14 protein-coding genes are annotated in these 18,810 nt (G+C 43.3%); 6 read left to right on the forward strand and 8 right to left on the reverse strand.

Going from position 1 to position 18,810, the window contains the following annotated elements:
• Positions 1–9: 9 nt before the first annotated feature.
• The 8 genes from CXF69_RS09455 to gmk all read right to left on the reverse strand — a co-directional run bounded on the left by CXF69_RS09455 (position 10) and on the right by gmk (position 10,937).
• A complete protein-coding gene (locus CXF69_RS09455) occupies positions 10–1,896 on the reverse strand; it encodes a monovalent cation:proton antiporter-2 (CPA2) family protein (RefSeq protein ID WP_057761405.1) in 1,887 nt (628 codons plus the stop codon).
• Positions 1,897–1,994: 98 nt separating this feature from the next.
• The gene (locus CXF69_RS09460) at positions 1,995–2,699 is read right to left on the reverse strand and encodes a hypothetical protein (protein ID WP_101205785.1); all 705 of its coding nucleotides are present in this window, start codon (positions 2,697–2,699) and stop codon (positions 1,995–1,997) included.
• A 307-nt stretch (positions 2,700–3,006) separates the two neighbouring features.
• Entirely contained in the window at positions 3,007–4,194 is a 1,188-nt protein-coding gene (locus tag CXF69_RS09465; protein WP_101205786.1) for a cation diffusion facilitator family transporter, read from the reverse strand.
• Positions 4,195–4,425: 231 nt separating this feature from the next.
• Positions 4,426–6,714, reverse strand: coding sequence for a primosomal protein N' (locus CXF69_RS09470; protein ID WP_101205787.1), 2,289 nt, complete (start codon positions 6,712–6,714; stop codon positions 4,426–4,428).
• A 147-nt stretch (positions 6,715–6,861) separates the two neighbouring features.
• Positions 6,862–7,242, reverse strand: a complete 381-nt coding sequence (locus CXF69_RS09475) for a RidA family protein (protein ID WP_057761400.1) — start codon at positions 7,240–7,242, stop codon at positions 6,862–6,864.
• Between the two features lie 105 nt (positions 7,243–7,347).
• Complete coding sequence (locus CXF69_RS09480) at positions 7,348–9,546, reverse strand: RelA/SpoT family protein (RefSeq protein ID WP_101205788.1); 2,199 nt, start codon at positions 9,544–9,546, stop codon at positions 7,348–7,350.
• 339 nt (positions 9,547–9,885) lie between these two features.
• Positions 9,886–10,146: a DNA-directed RNA polymerase subunit omega gene (rpoZ, locus tag CXF69_RS09485; protein WP_057761396.1), complete on the reverse strand. Its 261-nt coding sequence runs from the start codon at positions 10,144–10,146 to the stop codon at positions 9,886–9,888.
• Positions 10,147–10,310: 164 nt separating this feature from the next.
• Positions 10,311–10,937: a guanylate kinase gene (gmk, locus tag CXF69_RS09490; protein ID WP_101205789.1), complete on the reverse strand. Its 627-nt coding sequence runs from the start codon at positions 10,935–10,937 to the stop codon at positions 10,311–10,313.
• A 373-nt stretch (positions 10,938–11,310) separates the two neighbouring features.
• Here gmk and ispH point away from each other — a divergent pair, with 373 nt between their 5' ends.
• The 6 genes from ispH to fghA all read left to right on the forward strand — a co-directional run bounded on the left by ispH (position 11,311) and on the right by fghA (position 18,717).
• Positions 11,311–12,267 carry a 4-hydroxy-3-methylbut-2-enyl diphosphate reductase gene (gene ispH, locus CXF69_RS09495; protein ID WP_057761392.1) on the forward strand — a complete coding sequence of 319 codons (957 nt, stop codon included), beginning with the start codon at positions 11,311–11,313 and terminating at the stop codon, positions 12,265–12,267.
• A 53-nt stretch (positions 12,268–12,320) separates the two neighbouring features.
• Complete coding sequence (locus CXF69_RS09500; protein WP_101205790.1) at positions 12,321–12,566, forward strand: hypothetical protein; 246 nt, start codon at positions 12,321–12,323, stop codon at positions 12,564–12,566.
• A gap of 57 nt (positions 12,567–12,623) precedes the next feature.
• The gene (locus tag CXF69_RS09505) at positions 12,624–13,439 is read left to right on the forward strand and encodes a thioesterase family protein (protein ID WP_102077982.1); all 816 of its coding nucleotides are present in this window, start codon (positions 12,624–12,626) and stop codon (positions 13,437–13,439) included.
• A gap of 503 nt (positions 13,440–13,942) precedes the next feature.
• On the forward strand, positions 13,943–15,904 hold the full coding sequence (gene htpG / locus CXF69_RS09510; RefSeq protein ID WP_102077983.1) for a molecular chaperone HtpG: 1,962 nt from the start codon (positions 13,943–13,945) through the stop codon (positions 15,902–15,904).
• Between the two features lie 320 nt (positions 15,905–16,224).
• Positions 16,225–17,706, forward strand: coding sequence for a C13 family peptidase (locus CXF69_RS09515; protein WP_102077984.1), 1,482 nt, complete (start codon positions 16,225–16,227; stop codon positions 17,704–17,706).
• A gap of 120 nt (positions 17,707–17,826) precedes the next feature.
• Positions 17,827–18,717, forward strand: coding sequence for an S-formylglutathione hydrolase (gene fghA, locus CXF69_RS09520; RefSeq protein WP_057761382.1), 891 nt, complete (start codon positions 17,827–17,829; stop codon positions 18,715–18,717).
• Positions 18,718–18,810 lie beyond the last annotated feature (93 nt).

The raw sequence follows: 18,810 nt of genomic DNA on the forward strand, positions 1-18,810 counted from the left end.
GGCTTAGGGTTAATGCTTAGAATCCGTTGCAGTATCATCCTTTTCCTCAACTGGTGTTGCTTGGCTTTTTAACGCCTCATAAAAGTCGGTCAAATCCATTTTACGTGCTTTACCAATATCTTCATCAAACAAGCTTTCGAGCTCAGCCATTGATGATTGCGCGGATTCAATCATGCTAGCTTCATCATCGTAGATAGCTTGTTGGCGTTCGATCAAGTCATCATCATAGTCACGGAATGTTTTTACTGTTTCTCGCGCTTTTTCTGGTGAGATGCCTAATAACTGTAGTGATTCGCGTGACATGTCCAAAGATGACAAATAAGTCTCACGCCAGATGTGCCGCACACCAACCTCACGCAAACGATAATAGTGCTGACGATCGCGCGCTCTTGCTAATACAATCAGTTCAGGATAATTCTTACGAAGATACTGAGCGGTGGTGATAGAACGCTCTAAATCGTCAATGGCAAGAATAAACACCCGCGCTTTTTGAATACCTGCCGCTCGTAGAATTTCGGGGTTCTTTGGGTCACCATAATAGACTTGGTTACCGAATTTTCTTACAAAATCTACTCGGTTTGCAGAGCGTTCGATGGCGGTAAATTCGATATTATGCATGCGCAGTACACGACCAATAATCTGACCGACGCGGCCAAAGCCTGCAATGATGACCTGATGCTCATGATCAGGAATAGTATCGTATTCGCGACTCGGTTTACTCTTGGCAAATAACGGCTCACCTACTTTTTCTAACAATAAGAATGCCAGAGGTGTTAGCGCCATCGAAATGGTAACGACAAGGTTAAGAGTATTAGCAAGTTCAGGACGCAAGACATTTTGGGCAGTGGCGACACTGAATAGGACAAAGGCAAACTCACCACCTTGAGCCAAGGTCACGCCCAATCGGATACTGGTAGGCCAGCGATTGCCCGATACTTTGGCAATCCCTGCAATCACTGCAAACTTGATAAACATCAAGGCGAGGGCGCAGCCAATAATGAAGATGGGTTCTGCCAAAATGAGTTTGACGTCGGTAAGCATACCGACCGACATAAAGAATAGACCTAATAGCAACCCTTTAAAAGGTTCGATACTGGCTTCTAATTCGTGACGATATTCGGAATCAGCGAGCAACACACCTGTCAGAAATGCACCCAATGCCATTGATAGACCGATTTGACCCATCAAGATAGATACGCCCATCACGATAAATAGGGCGACCGCTGTCAATAGTTCCGACGCACCACTAGAAGCCACAAATTTGAAGAAGGGTCGAACCACATAACGGCTAGCAAAAATCAGACCGGCAAAGACAGCAAATACTTTACCAAAATAAATCAAATCGTAGCTTTGTTCACGCACCCCTGATAAGAACGGAATGACTGCTAATAATGGAATGACCGCAATATCTTGGAATAATAAGATAGTGAAGGCTTCTCGACCATGAGTGCTCGAAAGCTGCTGTTTTTCAGTCAGTATCTGTAGTACAAATGCGGTAGAGGATAGCGCTAAACCAAAACCAACTATAAAGGCAGTATCTAGTTGTAAGGAGAAAAACTGATGTAGGAGCCACATCAGTAGCGTACCAGTTAAACCGACTTGCAAACCGCCCAATACAAATATAGAGCGGCGCAATGCCCAGAGCCGCGAAGGCTGGAGCTCAAGCCCGATAATAAACAGCAGCATTACCACGCCAAACTCTGAAAAGTGCAATAGACTTTCAGCGTCGCCTGCCACATCCAAGCCACTTGGGCCCAATATAAGTCCAGTGATGAGGTAGCCTAAAACCGTTGCAATACCAAAGCGTTTACCGAGAGGGACAAAGAGCAATGCTGCTCCCAAAAATATAGTGGCTTGCAACATGAGATTTGGTGAGCCGGCGGCGGCAGCAAACATCTGGGCTCCTTAAAAATTTGAATAAAATACAAAATACAAAATACAAAATCAATGTGACTAAAATCAGTATGGCTAAAACGATATCGCGCTAGTATCTATTATTTTTTGCGATAAATTTTCCACACACCATTGTCTGCAAGCGGATTATTATAAGCATCGTTGCGGCGTTTACGCGGTGTCTGGCGACTATCAACAATCTTAAAGTCAGGCAGAGCATGTACAATAAGACCGGTACGGTAAAAGCGTACTCGCTCAGGCTCTAGCATCTCGCCCTTACTATCGCGACAAAAAACATAAGCACGCAGATCGATAAATTCACGATGCGCTACCAGTCGCGCTTCGTCATCGTTGTCTAACACTGCTGTCATACGCTCAATTTCATCATCCGTATATTGACCACACTTATCGGTCAGAGCACCTACTGACCCAAAGCTTTTGGATTCTTTAGCGCGTGTCTTAGTTAAGTGTAGACGCTGAACGTGATAGATGAATTGCGGTATTTCAAGGCTGGCAGGGAGCGGTAGATAGTCAGGCGGCATATTGGCCGCTGGATAAAAATCCTTTGCACGCTCAAGCAGATTTTGCCAACGTTGTTGATAGGTTTGGACTTCGGCTAAGTTGCCTTCATAAATAGGCATATCACGAATCTGGCACAAAATATCAGGTGGAAACTGTTCATTACGAAAGTTTGCAATGTCTTCTTGCAGCGTTGACAACAAAACTTTGGCATGTTTTTTGCCATCTTTTGATGCAGGATCATCGATATAGTCTGGGGCGACAAAGGGTGCTGAGCGTCTAGACATAGTGTTATATCATCAATAGATAGAGTGAAAATACCAAAAAGTATGATTATAAAAATTAACTGGGGTGCTAAACAAAACTTTATAATAGTTATTATAACCACATAAGCCGATTTGGACTTAAGTTTTTTGAATGGAATAAAGCAAAAGTTTGTTGCAAATCACGACTGTCTTAATGTGATCTAGATTCTAGTTTTAATTCCACGTAACTTTTAGTATGAATCAGTATCAGATACCTATACTTGTATTTTCTAGGTCGTGTTTCAAGTTACTGACTTCTTTATTCAATCACTTAACTGAAAATGTATCGTTAATGGTTATGACCAATATGACTGTTGCCAGCAGGTACTTGTCCCGAAATATCACAGACCAAGGCATCGCTATGTGAGATATTCTGCGGATGAGATGAGCTTTCGACCTGAATAGTAGCATGGTGAATACCAAGCTCTAGCAGTCTTTGTTCTAGACTGGCAATTAGAATATTTGATTCATGGATACTCATTTCACCATTGACCACCACGTGACAAGAGAGTGCATTAAGTCCACTAGTAATACTCCAAACATGTAGGTCATGTACTTTTTGTACTTTAAAGTCTTCGAGTAATTTTTGCTCCACATCGACTAGCGATATATTGGCAGGCGTTCCTTCCATCAATATATGCACAGAATCACGTACGACGCGGTAGCCACTGATTAAAATAAGCACGGCGACGATTACTGATGCCACTGCATCTGCCCATACCCAACCAAAACCCATCATAAGTAGTGCAGCGATAATCGCAGCTACTGACCCTAATAAATCGCTCAATACGTGCAAATAGGCGCTTTGCATATTGAGGTTAACGGGTTCTGCATTACTAGGTTTCTGCTCTGCGATTTGGGCATCATCTGTACCATGATTATGACTATGGCTGTGTGACTCGCCACCTTGACTACCTCGGTGCATTAGCCAAGCGACCAGAATATTGATCAGCATACCGATAGTCGCCACGATAAGCATGCCTTGGGTTGCAATTTCTGGTGGTGAGTTAAAGCGTTTAATCGCTTCATAAAAAATCATCAAAGCAATTATGACAAGTGTCGCGCCATTTACCGTGGCAACTAATATCTCAAAGCGCTTGTAGCCGAAAGTTTTCTGATGGGTAGCTGCTTTTTCGCCAATTTTAAATGCGACTAAAGTGGCACCAAGCGCTATCGCATCGCTTAACATATGCCCTGCATCAGATAGCAGAGCCAAACTACCAGTGAGCCAGCCACCAATGGCTTCGATAAACATGTAACCAGTAATGATAATAAAGCTGAACAGCAAGGTGCGCTGATAGCCTTTGGTATCTCGTGCTGTGGTTGTTTGCTCTAGATGCTCATCATGATCATGATGGCCTTGGTTTTCCTGAGTGTAGTTATTTTCTTCATCTTCGCGAACGTACTTAGGCACATTCGTACTATCATGCGGTTGGCTATGATTGTGCTCGTCAGAGTTTGGATTATTTGGATTCATAATAATACTCAAATTCGCTGATAATTGCGTTCGATAGATGATATTTACTGATATGACGTTTACTAATAAGTGATGTTTGCTATAGGTAGAGTAGGCGTAGAGCCTTTACCGCATATCATTTATGGTTATAAATTTAACATAGCCAAGCATGAGAAGCTGTAACGACGAAGTAAACATGATGAGGAGATGAGTAGAAAGATATACACCCATTTGTTGAGAACTAAGTGAGAACTACCAACCGACAGGATCAATGTCCAAAGTAAGCTTAAGGTATTTAGCGCTTGGTAGGGCAAGCACTGGCTGCCACCACTGTCCCAACACGTGGTGCAATTGACGACGATCTTTAGCCAATAGCAAAAGCTGTGCATGGTAGCGGCTGTTCTTTTTACTCATGGGCGCATCAATAGGACCGAGAACAGCGAGGTTATGAGCATTCGGCAAATGCGCAATAGCATCCTTGAGCGCTTGAGTGGTGGCTGCCAATGTTTTGCCTTCACAGCGTATTAAGGCAGCATGTCGATGAGGAGGTAAGCCCATCATTTGACGCTCTTGCAGTAACTCACGTGCAAATGACAAGTAGCCGTCTTTGACCAGTTTTAATAATAACTCGTTATCAGGCTGCAACGTTTGAATCAATACACGGCCAGCTTTATCACCTCGACCAGCACGGCCTGCCACCTGAATCATGAGCTGTGCGGTATGCTCTGGTGAGCGAAAGTCTGCTGATAAAAATCCGCGATCAGCATTGGGTAAGCAAACCAACGTGACATTAGGGAAATGATGACCTTTGGCGACCATCTGTGTACCGACCAATATGGCCGGGTTGCCTTTATTAATTTGCTCGTAAATATTTTCCCAGCTGTCTTTGCGTCTTGTGGTATCACGGTCTATTTGAATAATCGGATAGAGCTCTTTGCTAGTTTGAGGATTAGCAAAGATTGCGTGTAGATTTTCGCTGAGCCTTGTCGTTCCCATGCCTTTGGCATCCAAATTTTGACTACCACAATCAGGGCATACGGTAGGGATATAGGCTTGCCAGTCGCAATGATGGCATTTCAAATAAGAGTTGCTTGAATAACTGTTTCGCTGAGCTTGGCTATTATAGTGAACGGTCAGGTGCGCGTCACAGCGCGGACAGTCAGCTTGCCAGCCACAAGCCTCGCATAAGAGAACAGGCGCATAGCCACGACGATTCAAAAATATTAGTACTTGATCACCGGCCTCTAGCGTTTGCCGTATCGCCCCGATCATGGCGTCCGTCAGCCCTGTATCATAGCGCGCACCGTCATCTTGTGCTTGTTGATGGGTGCTTTGCAAGCGAGCATCGATCAGTTGCATAGTTGCAGGTTTGGCATTGCCCGGACGAGTAAGCAGTTGGTATTCTGCTAGTTTGCCATCATCGACCAGTTTTAAATGCTCAAGGGAAGGTGTAGCAGTACCAAGTATCACTGGGATTTTGTACTGCAAACCTCGATAGAGAGCGACATCAGCGGCATGATAACGCAATGTGTCTTGCTGCTTATACGAGCCATCATGCGCCTCATCAACGACAATCAGGCCTAAATCTGCAAAGGGATATAGCACAGCCGAACGTGTACCGATCACGATTTGTGCGTGACCCGTGCGGCAGTCTTGCCAACCTTGTAAGCGATGAGTGTTAGTCATGCCAGAGTGTAATAGCACAATATGGGCGGCAAACCGACTGGCAAATCTTGCCCGCGTTTGCGGTGTGAGACCAATCTCTGGTACCAAAATCAACACCTGTTTGCCAGCCTCTAATACAGCTTGCATCGCTTGCAGATAGACTTCGGTTTTACCACTCCCAGTAATGCCGTTGAGCAAAAAACCAGTATAAGTATCGGATTCGTGTGCAGCAATAATAGCGTCGACAGCAATTTTCTGCTCATTATTGAGATCAAGTGGCATTTTTGCCAGTTTGACTGGAGTAGGTGCTTGTTTTGGCTGAATATAGCGCTCGACTAACCCTTTATCTTCTAGCGTCTTTAAAAATGCTCGTTGCATACCTTCTAGTAGCAATACATCTTCACTTGCGCCGTGCTGACCATGTAGCTTTAGCATGTCGAACTGCTGCTTTTGTTTTTTAGCATTGGCTCGAAAATCATCATCAGTGATATGAGGCAAAATGCGCCAATGGGTAATCAGCAAGTCTAATGGTTTGCCTTGACGGACAAGGCTTGGCAGGATAACTGCTAACACGTCGCCAAGCGGATAGTGGTAATAGCACGCCAGCCAATAGGCAAGCTTGAGCATGTCCGAGTCCAAAATAGGCTCAGCATCTAGACATTTATTAATAGGTTTGATTTTATTGACAGGTACGCTGCTATCGTCTTGTGAAATATGAGCAATTACAATACCAATCAGAGTCTGACGACCAAACGAAACCTCAACGCGGCTGCCGATTTGCGGTATCGCACTGTCTGGCAAAGCAAGCATATCAGCTGGTAAGCTATAGTCAAACACCCGATAAAGGGGAACGGGCAGAGCAACTTGTACCAACATAAACGGCTTCGCAGTCTTATTAGGTGAATATGAGATCAGAATAATAGAACGGAGACCAATAAGCTTAGCATGATGCTAAGCTTATTGTGATATGACTTATAGGCTGTTGCTAAAATTAGCACTTAATACTAAGCATTCAATATTGTCTTATTCGATATAAAGAATAGACTCAATTTCTACCACGCCACCTTTAGGTAGAGCAGCTACTTGGACGGCAGCGCGGGCAGGATATGGCTCGCTTAGATTGGCGACAAACACTTCGTTCAAGACAGCAAAATCACTCAAATCAGTCAAAGATACATTGAATTTAACCACGTCATTTAGACTACCACCAGCTGCTTCACAGATAGCTTTGATGTTTTCAAATACTTGCTCAGCCTGTGCTTTAAAACCTTCTCTTAGTTCCATCGTGTCAGGATCAAAACCAAGCTGACCTGAGATATAAACAGTGTTGCCGACTTTTACAGCTTGAGAATAAGTGCCGACCGCTGCAGGTGCTTTATCAGTTTGGATGGTTTGACGAGTCATGGGGTGTCCCTTTTATATTTTATGTGAGTGATTCATGGCTACTAGAATAGCAGTTCTATTTTAGCTGTTTGCATCACGACTATATCAGTGATGCAAATCAGCTTATTATAATTGATATAACCGTATAATGTTAGGGAAACCTAGCAGCGAGCGTAGTTCACGGATACCCTGTGCTAAATGGTTGCGACTACGTACCACGATATGAATGATGGTATCAGTATTGCGAACATCAACGGTTTCAACCCCCATATTGAGCTGGCGTAAGTGATAAATAACTTCACTAATTTGCTCGTCACTAAGCGCAATTGAGAGCTTTAAATAAGCAGGAAAACGAATCTTACCGCTGTTTTTTAGATCGTGCTCACCGATGTCGCCTTGTTTGACTGCATTGTCATTGCGCCAACGTAATTGGATCACCTGATAAGGATTGTCTTTGCGGATATCGTCCAGTGAGAAACACTTATGTCGATGAACGACCAAACCATGACGCGATAAATGCCCTACGATAGGATCGCCATATATCGGATGACAGCAATTGGCAAAATCAAGCTCGACGCCAGCAGCATTAGCGATCAGCTGTTGCGGTTGGGTCATGTCGTCGCTATGTACTTTTGCCTGTAGATCGCTCAGCTCATCGCTAAATAAACGTGTCACGACTAGCTGAGGAAGTAGCGTACCTGAGCTTATTTGTTCAAATAACGCATCTTTTTCTGTCAGACCGCGCCATTCAGTCAGGTCTTTCCAATCAGCATCTGTCAAATCATCAAAACTTTTCTGATGCGTTCTGAGCGCACGATCTAATGCTTGCCTGCCATGGTGTTGTTTGTCAGCGACAGATAAATCTTTGAACCAACGTAAAATCTCTTCACGGGCTTTGTTAGTCACTACAAATCCCAACCACTCAGCTTTTGGTTCTGAGTGGCTGTTCACTTCTATCTCAACGGACTGTCCATTTTTTACCACGGTACCGAGCTTTGCAGCTTTACCATCGATATTTGCACCAACGGCAACGTTACCAATCATAGGCCCGACCGCGTAGGCAAAATCTAGCGCCGTTGCACCCTGTGGAAGCTCGTAAGCACGCCCTTGAGGACTGTAGCAAATTATTTTACTAGAGTGCAGGTAATCCATCAGCTCATTAATAGTAGAGACTGCTGCTGAAAAATCAGGACTGTTTTCATTCAGATTGTCTTCATCGACCAAATCCTTCATGTTGCGCAATGACGCTTGGATAACCGACTGACTGACATCAGATGCGTGCTCTGCGCCGATGACCCCAAGTCTTGCAGCGCTCTGCATTTGCTTAGTCAATATAGTAACTTTTACCACGTCATTATCACGCTCATAGATGAGGGTGAGGGATTGGTTACCACCTGGCAGCGGACGACGAATATTATCCGCAATATGGGTATCATCAATCTGATATTTTTTGATTAGATAATAGGCTAGCTTGTCGCAGGCTTCGATATTGTCGAGGACGATTTCAAACGCATAGTGACGTAGTAGCGCATTAATCTCACCGCGATTGCGGAAAAACTGACGATATATGACCACACGATTGTCTAAGACTTTGACCAGACCATTGAGATCCAAGTTGTTTAGCACGATACTCAAATAACGATGAATCGACTCTCTTTGAAAGTTTCGTCCAAGCCCATGTTGTAACAGTTTATCAGACAGCTTGTTGTACATATCAGAGTCTAAATTGCGATAACACAATACTTCGATATAGTCAGCAATATCATTCAGACCCATTAATCGGGCAAATGGCACATAAAAATCCAAGGTTTCTTGAGCTGTGGTGCGTTGCTTCTCAGGACGTACCGCGTCTAGCGTAGACATATTATGTAGACGGTCAGCAAGCTTGATAATGAGTACACGCGGATCAGCGAGAGTGGCGGTTAAAATTTTATGAAAGGTGGCCGCTTTATTCTGCTGCTTGTTATGTGAAGAGGACTTTAGCTTGGTCACACCATCGACCAATCTTGATACAGTTTCACCATAACGCTGCTTGATTTGCTCATCACTAACTTCGGTGTCTTCGACCGTATCATGCAGGATTGCTGCAATGATGGTATCTCGATCTAAGCGAAAGCCCGCTAGTATCTCAGCGACAGCGATTGGATGCGTGATATAAGGTTCCCCTGATTTGCGCTTGTCTTTAATGTGCGCAATATCTCCGAACTCACAAGCATCAACAATATCACGGCGCTCAGCAGCAGTGAGATAACCTACCGAACGTAGTAAATTATATTGAGCATCATCGACGAGGTGATGACTGAGTTTGGGTAGGGTTTGACTCATAAAATAATGATCCTATTTTCCATGACCTACTTATTGGGCCACTTACCGAAGCAAATGGAGGCTAAATAATGACCTACCATACAAAACTTAAGGATGAGTACGCCATTCTCTAATTAATCGCAAATCGCTTTCAATGTCAACTGATAAGCGTGTAGGCGATGAAAAAATTTCACTCAGTGGTCTATTTTGGAGATAAATGGTGACCAAAATAGCCAATGCATTATTATTACAACCAAAAAACCACAGCCTATGCTGTGGTCTCTATAGTTGATCAAGATGTGTATTTATTTTATAAAAAAACTATTGGCTTTATAAAATACATCTTATCAAAACAGCTTATTAGAAGCTGTGGTCGCCTGACAATGCTAAATCTAATGAGCTAGTAGCAAAATTATGCTCTGGCTGATTTAGGATATCGCGTGTGATTTTGCCAGCGGCAATTTCACGTAATGCCAATACTGTAGGCTTGTCGTTATCAACGTCAACCAACGGCTCGGCAATACCTTTGGCCAATTGACGGGCGCGTTTGCTTGCGACCAAAATTAGCTCAAAGCGATTATCAACATTATCCAAACAATCTTCAATCGTCACTCGTGCCATAAATAGCTACCTCGGTTGTTTTTATTAGTAACGGACCTTGCCCGCCACTCAATAAAAATAATATCAAAAATATAAAGGGGGATAGCTAAATATTATAGCATTTTTTGCCAAGTCGCGTAGTTGCTTTTTATATCTACTTACGAGATTAGCTGCTTGTGCTTAGTTTACTCTTCTACCTGAGCGTTTAGCAAGTTGCTAATCGTACGATGATAGCGCTGCTGCTGACGACCAAGTGTCTGCCTGTCGGCCACGATGATGGCTTTTAGCTCAGCTAAGGCTACATCAAAATTATCATTGATCACTACATAGTCGGCATTCACATATTGTGTCATTTCGGTGACCGCGCCAGCTAGACGGCGCTCTATAACTTCTACAGAATCCTGCGCGCGGGTTGAGAGACGTTGACGTAATGTCGCAATGCTAGGTGGTAGAATAAAAACCATAATGGCATCGGGAAAGATATTTCTGATTTGCGTCGCCCCTTGCCAGTCAATCTCCAAAATAACGTCAATACCCGCCGCTAGCTGGGTACGAACACTTTCCTCTGACGTGCCATAATAGTTACCAAATACTTCAGCATGCTCTAGAAATAGACCTGCATTGATACCATTGGTAAAACTATCGGTATCTGTGAAATGATAGTGCTGACCATCAATCTCGCCTGGACGTGGTGCGCGAGTGGTATGAGAGACGCTGACAGTCAAGTCATTGGTGGTCGCAAGCAATTGCTTGACCAGTGAGGTCTTGCCAGTACCTGAAGCGGCAGTAACGATGAATAATGAACCTGTCATACAATTTATCCTAATAGAAGGTGTCTTAGTAACTCGTAAAATGTATTGTAATAAATGCGTGTTGATAAAAAGTTAAGCAGTGCCTCAGTCAAAAACAAAGACTGGAAAAAATAAAAAACGCCATCATGTATGGCGATAGAAATTATAATAGATGCATTATTATAAACTGCTTTTATACAAGTTAAAGCTGGTTTTGCAATATGTCGTAAGCATGCTGAGATTTGCCTATAAAATATTGCTATGAGTAGACAGCTATTTTAGAGAGCGACAAAAGCAAATTATGCTAAAGTAGAGCATTGATTTCGCCCCAACTTTTGAATAAAAAATTCAAAAATACGTTTTAACTATAAATTATCCAATGATAGGCCTTTTTATGCAAATTTATCTTGCCAATCCCCGTGGATTTTGTGCTGGTGTGGACCGTGCAATTGCGATTGTTAATGAAGCATTGACACGTTTCGAGCCGCCTATTTATGTCCGTCATGAAGTTGTGCATAATAAGTTTGTGGTGTCAGACTTGGCCAATCGTGGTGCGGTATTTGTTGAAGAGCTTCACGAAGTGCCAGATGGCTCCATCGTTATTTTCTCCGCTCATGGAGTTTCAAAAGCAGTTGAAGATGAGGCTGAGCGTCGTGATTTGACGGTGTTTGATGCAACATGCCCTTTGGTAACTAAAGTGCATATCGAAGTGGCAAAGTTTGCGCAAGATGGCATGGATGCCGTGTTAATAGGACATGCAGGACATCCGGAAGTCGAAGGCACGATGGGGCGTTTCAACCGTCGCCATGGTGGGCAGATTCATCTGGTCGAAGATGAAGGTGATGTGGCTGCATTGACTGTACAAGATGCTGAACGCTTGGCATTTGTGACTCAGACAACCTTGTCAATGGATGATACTGCTCGCGTTATCGATGCGCTGCGTGAAAAATTCCCTAGTATCCAAGGCCCTCGTAAAGACGACATTTGCTATGCCACACAGAACCGCCAAGATGCGGTAAAAGATTTGGCCAGTCGCTGTGAAGTAGTCTTGGTAGTTGGTTCGCCAAACTCATCAAACTCCAATCGCTTGCGTGAGCTGGCTGAGCGTATGAATTGCCGAGCGTATTTAATCGATAATGCCAGTGAGATGGACAAGCGTTGGTTAGATGGTGTGCAGAGTATAGGCGTGACCGCTGGTGCATCCGCGCCCGAAGTGTTGATCCAAGAAGTATTGCAACAGTTGCAAGACTGGGGTGGCGATCTACCTAGTGAGCTATCTGGTATTGAAGAAAATGTGACGTTTAGTTTGCCGAAAGCGTTGCGGATACCTGTTACTCAGGTTGGTAAGTAACTAATATTCGTGTTTGTATTTGTATGAACCATCATTGATATGGATAAGGTCGCATGAAAGAACCAAAAGCCAGATTTGTATTGGCAGAGGCCACGCTCGCTGAAGTCGATAAGCAACTAAAACTCAACATGCTAGTGATGGCAGCAGTGGTTTTCGTATTGTTTATGAATATCATGAAGTTTATGGCAGAAAAAAGCTTTTTCTACGCGATGCTCGCAGTAGTCATGGTCTGTTTATTATTTTTCATACAAAAGGCTCGCCGTATTCTCACGCTAAGAAAACAAGAGCTTATTCATTAATAGAAAGTACAAGCCTAAATAAAAAATACAGATGAAAGTACCAAATATAGGATAGCTATGACTGCTTACTACAAATTTGTTAAACGAGAATTACAAGAAGACGGTGTCAGTGTGGCGCATTATCAGCCAACCAAGCATGCTCAAGGTGCTTGGAATGAGCATGAGCAGCACATGGCGCCAGCAACAGGCCTACTGACAGCTGAGATCAATAGCTTTGCGCCGCAGCCTAACACCCGTATTGCACGTGTGAGCCTCGATATCTTGGGGCTAATACCGCTTGACGATTTTACTATCACTACTCGCTGTATCCGACCAGGCAAGACTATTGAGCTGGTCGAAGCGGTCATGAGTAGCCGTGGCCGTGACGCCATTATAGCAAGAGCGTGGCGACTAATTACTCAAAATACCAGCGAGATTGCCGGACTTGAAGATCAACCAGCAGAATACAAACCTGAAGAGTTGCCAGTTTGGGAAGGTATGAAAGGCTGGCCGGGCGGTTTTATTGAAAGCGTACGTCTAGTAGCGACAGAAGACCGCCGTTCTGGTCGCGGTATGGTATGGATTACCAATGATCTCGACATGGTAGAAGGCGAGCCGACTGATGATTTGGTGCATCTATTAGGTATGGTCGATACTGCCAATGGTGTTGTACCAAGATTGGGTCTTGGTTTGTCTAAGTTAGAATGGATGTTTCCCAATACTGATTTGCAAATCCATATGCATCGCTCGCCAAAAGGTCGCTGGCTGGGTATCGAGGCTGTACAACAATATGGCGACGACGGTATCGGATTGACAAGTGCGGTATTGCACGATATACATGGGCCTTTTGGTCGTAGTGAGCAAATTCTTACTATTCGTCCGATGCCACGTTAAAAGGCTAAGAGTCAGTCAGCTTATAGTTTTGAAAAATGAAATGATACGTTGTAATCAATTAATTATACAAATAATAGAGAAATAGTTTTAATAGTAGCTAACAAGACAATATTACTAAAAAGATAATATTACTAACAAGCCGATGTTAATCGACATAGAGGTTACTATGAAAACCCATACTCAATTTTCAAAAAAGCTGACGACTCTCTGGGATATATTGATAGAAGCATATTCAGAGTAGTTGCTGTTGTTTGCACTTTGATTGCTATATCAGAAAATGACTGAGCAAATAAATAACTGATACCAGAACACCGCCTTGGTGAACAAGCGCGGTGTTTTTTATTGAATAAAGATTTTGAGCTTGAATTTTTTCTCAATGCCCCTATTAGTATAGACAGTTTAACGGTATTGCATACGGTAAGTTCTCTAACATTATGAGAACGGCTTTAGTGAGTATATCGTTATCTGATAATAGGTCTTTCATAGAATTTAAAGGAGTTTTTATGAGTGAAGCAACTCAAGCTGAAGGTCTGAATCCAGAATTAAAAAAACATACGTTTGAAGCGGAAGTGGCGCAGTTACTGCATTTGGTAACGCATTCACTATATTCTAACGCTGATATTTTTGTCCGCGAGTTGGTATCTAATGCGTCGGATGCTTGTGATAAGTTGCGTTTTGAAGGCACAAATGATGATAGCCTTTATGAAGATGATGGCGAATTAAAAATCCGCATCGCTGTTGATGAAGCTGCCAAAACTATTACCTTTACCGACAATGGTATTGGTATGAACGAAGCCGATGCAATCGAAAACTTAGGTACGATTGCTAAATCAGGCACCAAAGCATTTTTGGACAAATTGTCTGAATCACAGAAACAAGACGGTCAATTGATTGGTCAGTTCGGTGTTGGTTTTTATTCAGGTTTTATCGTGGCTGATACCATCAGTGTTGAATCACGTAAAGCGGGTGAGCCTGCGGATAAAGGCGTGCGCTGGGTATCAGATGGTACTGGTAGCTTTACTGTTGAACCTATTACCAAAGACACGCGCGGTACGGCGATTACTTTGCACCTAAAAGAAGAATATAGCGAAGGCGAAGATAGTTACTTAGATCGCAGCAAAATCAAGCGCTTGGTCAATAAATACTCTGACCATATCAGCTTGCCGATTCAGATGCGTAAAGAGATCTGGCAAGAAGATGTAAAAGAAGACGAGAACGACGACACGCCTGCTAGTGGCGAGATGGTACTCACTGATGAGTGGGAAACAATCAACAAAGCCAGTGCACTATGGACTCGCTCTAGCTCTGAAATTGAAGATGATGAGTATGTCGATTTTTATAAGAATATCTCTTATGACATGGATGCGCCGCTTACTTGGACGCATAACCGTGTAGAGGGTCGCGTACAGTATACGCAGCTATTATATATCCCTAAAAAAGCGCCAGTCGATCTATACACTCGTGAGCAGCAGCATGGTCTAAAGCTATATGTGAAGCGCGTCTTTATCATGGACGAAGCTGAGCAATTGCTACCGATGTATTTGCGTTTTGTGAAAGGTGTGATCGATTCAGCAGATTTGCCATTGAACGTGAGCCGTGAGCTACTACAAGAGTCACGTGATGTAAAATCTATTCGTGATGGTAACGCTCGCCGTATTTTGACCTTACTTGCAAGCCTTGCTAATAGCGAAGACAATGAGAAGCAAGAGAAGTTTGCCCAATTCTATGCAGAGTTTGGTGATGTCATCAAAGAAGGTCTAGGCGAAGACGCAGGCAATCAAGAACGTATTGCTAAGCTATTGCGTTATGCCACCAGCACCCAAGACGGTTTGGTAACAAGCTTCGAAGATTATAAAGGCCGTATGAAAGATGGTCAAAAAGCCATCTACTACCTCACCGCTGATAATCTAGCCGCTGCGAAAAACAGCCCGCAACTTGAATTATTCAAGAAAAAAGGCATCGAGGTTATCTTGATGACTAGCCGTGTTGATGAATGGGCAATGAACTTCTTGACCTCATTCGATGAGACACCGCTGCAAAACATCGCCAAAGGCGCCGTAGATTTAGGCGACTTGCAAGATGAAGCAGAAAAAGCGGAAGCGGAGAAAGCCCAAGAAACGCTAAAGCCAGTAGTTGATAAACTAAAAGCTGCATTGGGCGAGCGTGCTAAAGACGTCAAAGTGTCTACTCGTCTAGTCGATAGTCCAGCTTGTTTGGTCGTTGGTGAAGGTGAGCTATCACCACAAATGATTCAGATGCTACAACAAATGGGTCAGGATGTACCAGCAAGTAAGCCAACGCTAGAAGTAAACCCTGATCATCCACTCATCAAAAAGCTTGAAAGCAGTGATCAGTTTGATGATTTGGCACAGGTGATCTTTGATCAAGCATTGTTGGCAGATGGCGGTCAGCTAGACGATCCAGCCGCTTACCTAAAACGCGTCAATGAGCTATTGATGAGATAATGTTTAGTAATTAGTAAAAAAAGGAGGCTTTATTTAAGAGGCCTCCTTTTTTATTTGAATTTTTGGCAAAATTTGAGTGAATTTTACAAATCAGCCTTATCCTCTTAACCGACAATCCGTTACAATCGCGATAGATTAGCGAGCTAAAATATTAGGCAATGCTAGTCATCTTCTATAATCACTCCATCGTGAATTCAATATAAATCGATGTCTGCATGCTGTACAAAAAATCGTCAATTGATTGCACCGCGCGGCTGTTACATTAAGATAATTATCATTGAGTCATTTTATTTTTCTCGACTGGCTAGAGGTCTAAGTCTTTGTCACTTACGTCGTTAAAAACCGTCTCGCTTCAGCGTTTTTCGCTCAATTTCGCTGCCAATATTATTGCAACCTTATGGATGCTGGTGGGCTCAACACGGGCTTTTTCTTGGGTTAAACCTACTTTTGTACAGTTTGCCGTATTTGCACTATTGGCGCTTGGTAGTAATGTCTTATTTTCATGGTTAGCTGCTGAAAGTGGCAGCATATTCAATGAGCAAGGATTGGTCAGCTATTTGATCTGGCCGATGATTATTTTGCTTGGTGGTATCATTTTGGCTCGGCGAGCCAGCAACCAAGCATTGGTATTTGTACCAGTAGTACTGTGGTTGGTCGCTGATACATTGTCAGCCCTATTACAGAGCTTGGTGCAGTTTTTTGGTAGCTATGGTTGGTTGCCAAATTGGAGTTATTCGTTCTTACCAGTACTGTTTTTAGTATTGTTCTTATGGCAAACGCTAGCTCTATTGTGGATTTTCTCCCGTCGTCTGCGTATACCATGGTGGGAGCGAATCATTGTATTGGTTGGCGCGGTAGCGTTGCTGACCATCTGGCAGCGTAATGTCGCTGACCAGCCAATCTTTAAGCAAATACCTGTAGAGCCTGTACTAGAAGAGGCGGCACTGTATCAGCAGCCACGCCTATTACAGCAAGCATTGGATAGTATAGACCCAAGTATCGATGGCAAAACCGACTGGTACTTTATGGGAGTGGCAGGATTTTCTGATCAAAACGTCTTTCGCTCTGAGATTAACAAGGTGCGCGAGTTGTTTGATGTACGCTTTGGTACCAGCGGGCATTCACTATCGCTGATTAATAATACTTATAGTTGGTTCGATGAGCCAATTGCTACTAAGACCAGCATTTTGCGCGGTCTAAAGAAAATCGGTCAGCAGATGAATGCTGATGAAGATGTGTTGTTTCTGACGCTGTCTTCACATGGTAACCAGGATATCGTCCAGTTGGCAAATCCGCCGCTTGCGATGGATAATTTAGATGCTACATGGTTGCGTGACGCGCTAGACGCATCTGGTATTCGCTGGCGTGTGATTGTGGTGTCTGCCTGCTACTCAGGTTCGTTTATTGACGAGTTGGCATCGCCAACCACGGTAGTGATTACTGCATCAGCCGCTGACAGAGCATCGTTTGGCTGCACCAACACAGCTGAGATGACCTATTTTGGTCAAGCATTTTTTGCTGAAAGCCTTCGAGGAAACACCAGTTTTGAGTCGGCTTTTAAGGATGCCAGTATACGGGTCAATGAGCGTGAGAGCGCCATGGGCTTTGAGCCATCAGAGCCGCAAATGGTGATTGGTAGCTTAATGGAGACAGCATTGCCTGCGTTTGAGCAAGTATTGTTTGATAAGGCGCGCCCATCCGTTGCTAGTATTACAAATAATGCTACTTCTACAACGGTTAATATTCTACCTGACAATGCTACTAATATATCGGTAGACGAAGTAGAGATAGCCGCTGAATAGCTAAATAAATATAAAGTATGATTTGGCATTTTATAAATGCCAATATCAGATTTACTATTAGATGATGAGTATTTATTAAACATCGTCATTGGTTCTATTTTGAATAAAAGGATATCACTCATGCAAAATTCCTATAGTCATAGTTTATCTACCAATAAACAGCTTACTCAAAAAAGTGTGAATCGTTGCTTTAACGGTGAGCAGCATTATTATAGTCACGAGTCGACATCTACCAAAACCTCTATGACGTTTAGTATTTATCTACCTGATGAAGCTTTGGCTGGACGACGTTGTCCTGCGATATTGTACCTATCAGGTTTGACATGCAATGCTGATAATGTCACTCATAAAGCGCATTTTCAGCAAAAATGCAGTGAGCTTGGTATGATACTTATCGCACCTGATACTTCACCCAGAAGTAGTGAAGACAGCGATGTACCAAACGACGATCGCTATTTTGTCGGTCAAGGTGCAAGCTATTATGTTGACGCGACCCAAGCGCCTTGGTCAGACAACTTCAACATGCAAAGCTACATCGTCGATGAGCTATATGACTTACTACGTTCAGAGTTTCCTATTCACAGTATCGGTGTCACAGGACACTCAATGGGTGGTCACGGCGCATTATTGCTAGGGTTCAAGTTCCCAAGTAAGTTTGTCAGCGTATCGGCTTTATCGCCAGTATGCGCAGCCAGTGAGTCTGCATGGGGGCAAGCTGCTTATACAGAGTACTTCGGTGATGATAAGTCTCTATGGGCACAAGCGGACGCCTCACAAATGATTGAAAAGGTCGGTCAGCAGTATTCGAGCATTTTGGTTGATCAAGGCGCAGCTGATAACTTCTTAGCAGAAGGTCAGCTACAGACCTCTAAACTACAAGACGCTTGTGCAAAAGCCAAACAGCCCTTAACATTACGCTATCAAGCGGGGCATGACCACAGCTATTATTTTATCCAAACGGTGATTAATGATCATATCGAACATCATTGGCATATGGCTCAAATGAGCTAAGATGTTGTTCAGATGACCGTGATACATTTTTCGCTATTCCATTCATGCTCAACAGGTGATTTTTATGGCAAGTTATCAAGATTTGACAGCTTT

The sequence above is a fragment of the Psychrobacter sp. Choline-02u-9 genome (genome assembly GCF_002836505.1).
In the GTDB taxonomy this organism is placed as follows: Bacteria; Pseudomonadota; Gammaproteobacteria; order Pseudomonadales; family Moraxellaceae; genus Psychrobacter.

What these genes read in the sequence shown, in the direction of transcription:
- rpoZ (WP_057761396.1), bottom strand. Translation starts at nt 10,146, where the DNA reads ATGGCACGAGTGACGATTGAAGATTGTTTGGATAATGTTGATAATCGC.
- htpG (WP_102077983.1), top strand. Translation starts at nt 13,943, where the DNA reads ATGAGTGAAGCAACTCAAGCTGAAGGTCTGAATCCAGAATTAAAAAAA.
- fghA (WP_057761382.1), top strand. Translation starts at nt 17,827, where the DNA reads ATGCAAAATTCCTATAGTCATAGTTTATCTACCAATAAACAGCTTACT.
- CXF69_RS09500 (WP_101205790.1), top strand. Translation starts at nt 12,321, where the DNA reads ATGAAAGAACCAAAAGCCAGATTTGTATTGGCAGAGGCCACGCTCGCT.
- CXF69_RS09460 (WP_101205785.1), bottom strand. Translation starts at nt 2,699, where the DNA reads ATGTCTAGACGCTCAGCACCCTTTGTCGCCCCAGACTATATCGATGAT.
- gmk (WP_101205789.1), bottom strand. Translation starts at nt 10,937, where the DNA reads ATGACAGGTTCATTATTCATCGTTACTGCCGCTTCAGGTACTGGCAAG.
- CXF69_RS09470 (WP_101205787.1), bottom strand. Translation starts at nt 6,714, where the DNA reads ATGTTGGTACAAGTTGCTCTGCCCGTTCCCCTTTATCGGGTGTTTGAC.
- CXF69_RS09475 (WP_057761400.1), bottom strand. Translation starts at nt 7,242, where the DNA reads ATGACTCGTCAAACCATCCAAACTGATAAAGCACCTGCAGCGGTCGGC.
- CXF69_RS09455 (WP_057761405.1), bottom strand. Translation starts at nt 1,896, where the DNA reads ATGTTTGCTGCCGCCGCCGGCTCACCAAATCTCATGTTGCAAGCCACT.
- CXF69_RS09480 (WP_101205788.1), bottom strand. Translation starts at nt 9,546, where the DNA reads ATGAGTCAAACCCTACCCAAACTCAGTCATCACCTCGTCGATGATGCT.
- ispH (WP_057761392.1), top strand. Translation starts at nt 11,311, where the DNA reads ATGCAAATTTATCTTGCCAATCCCCGTGGATTTTGTGCTGGTGTGGAC.
- CXF69_RS09505 (WP_102077982.1), top strand. Translation starts at nt 12,624, where the DNA reads ATGACTGCTTACTACAAATTTGTTAAACGAGAATTACAAGAAGACGGT.
- CXF69_RS09465 (WP_101205786.1), bottom strand. Translation starts at nt 4,194, where the DNA reads ATGAATCCAAATAATCCAAACTCTGACGAGCACAATCATAGCCAACCG.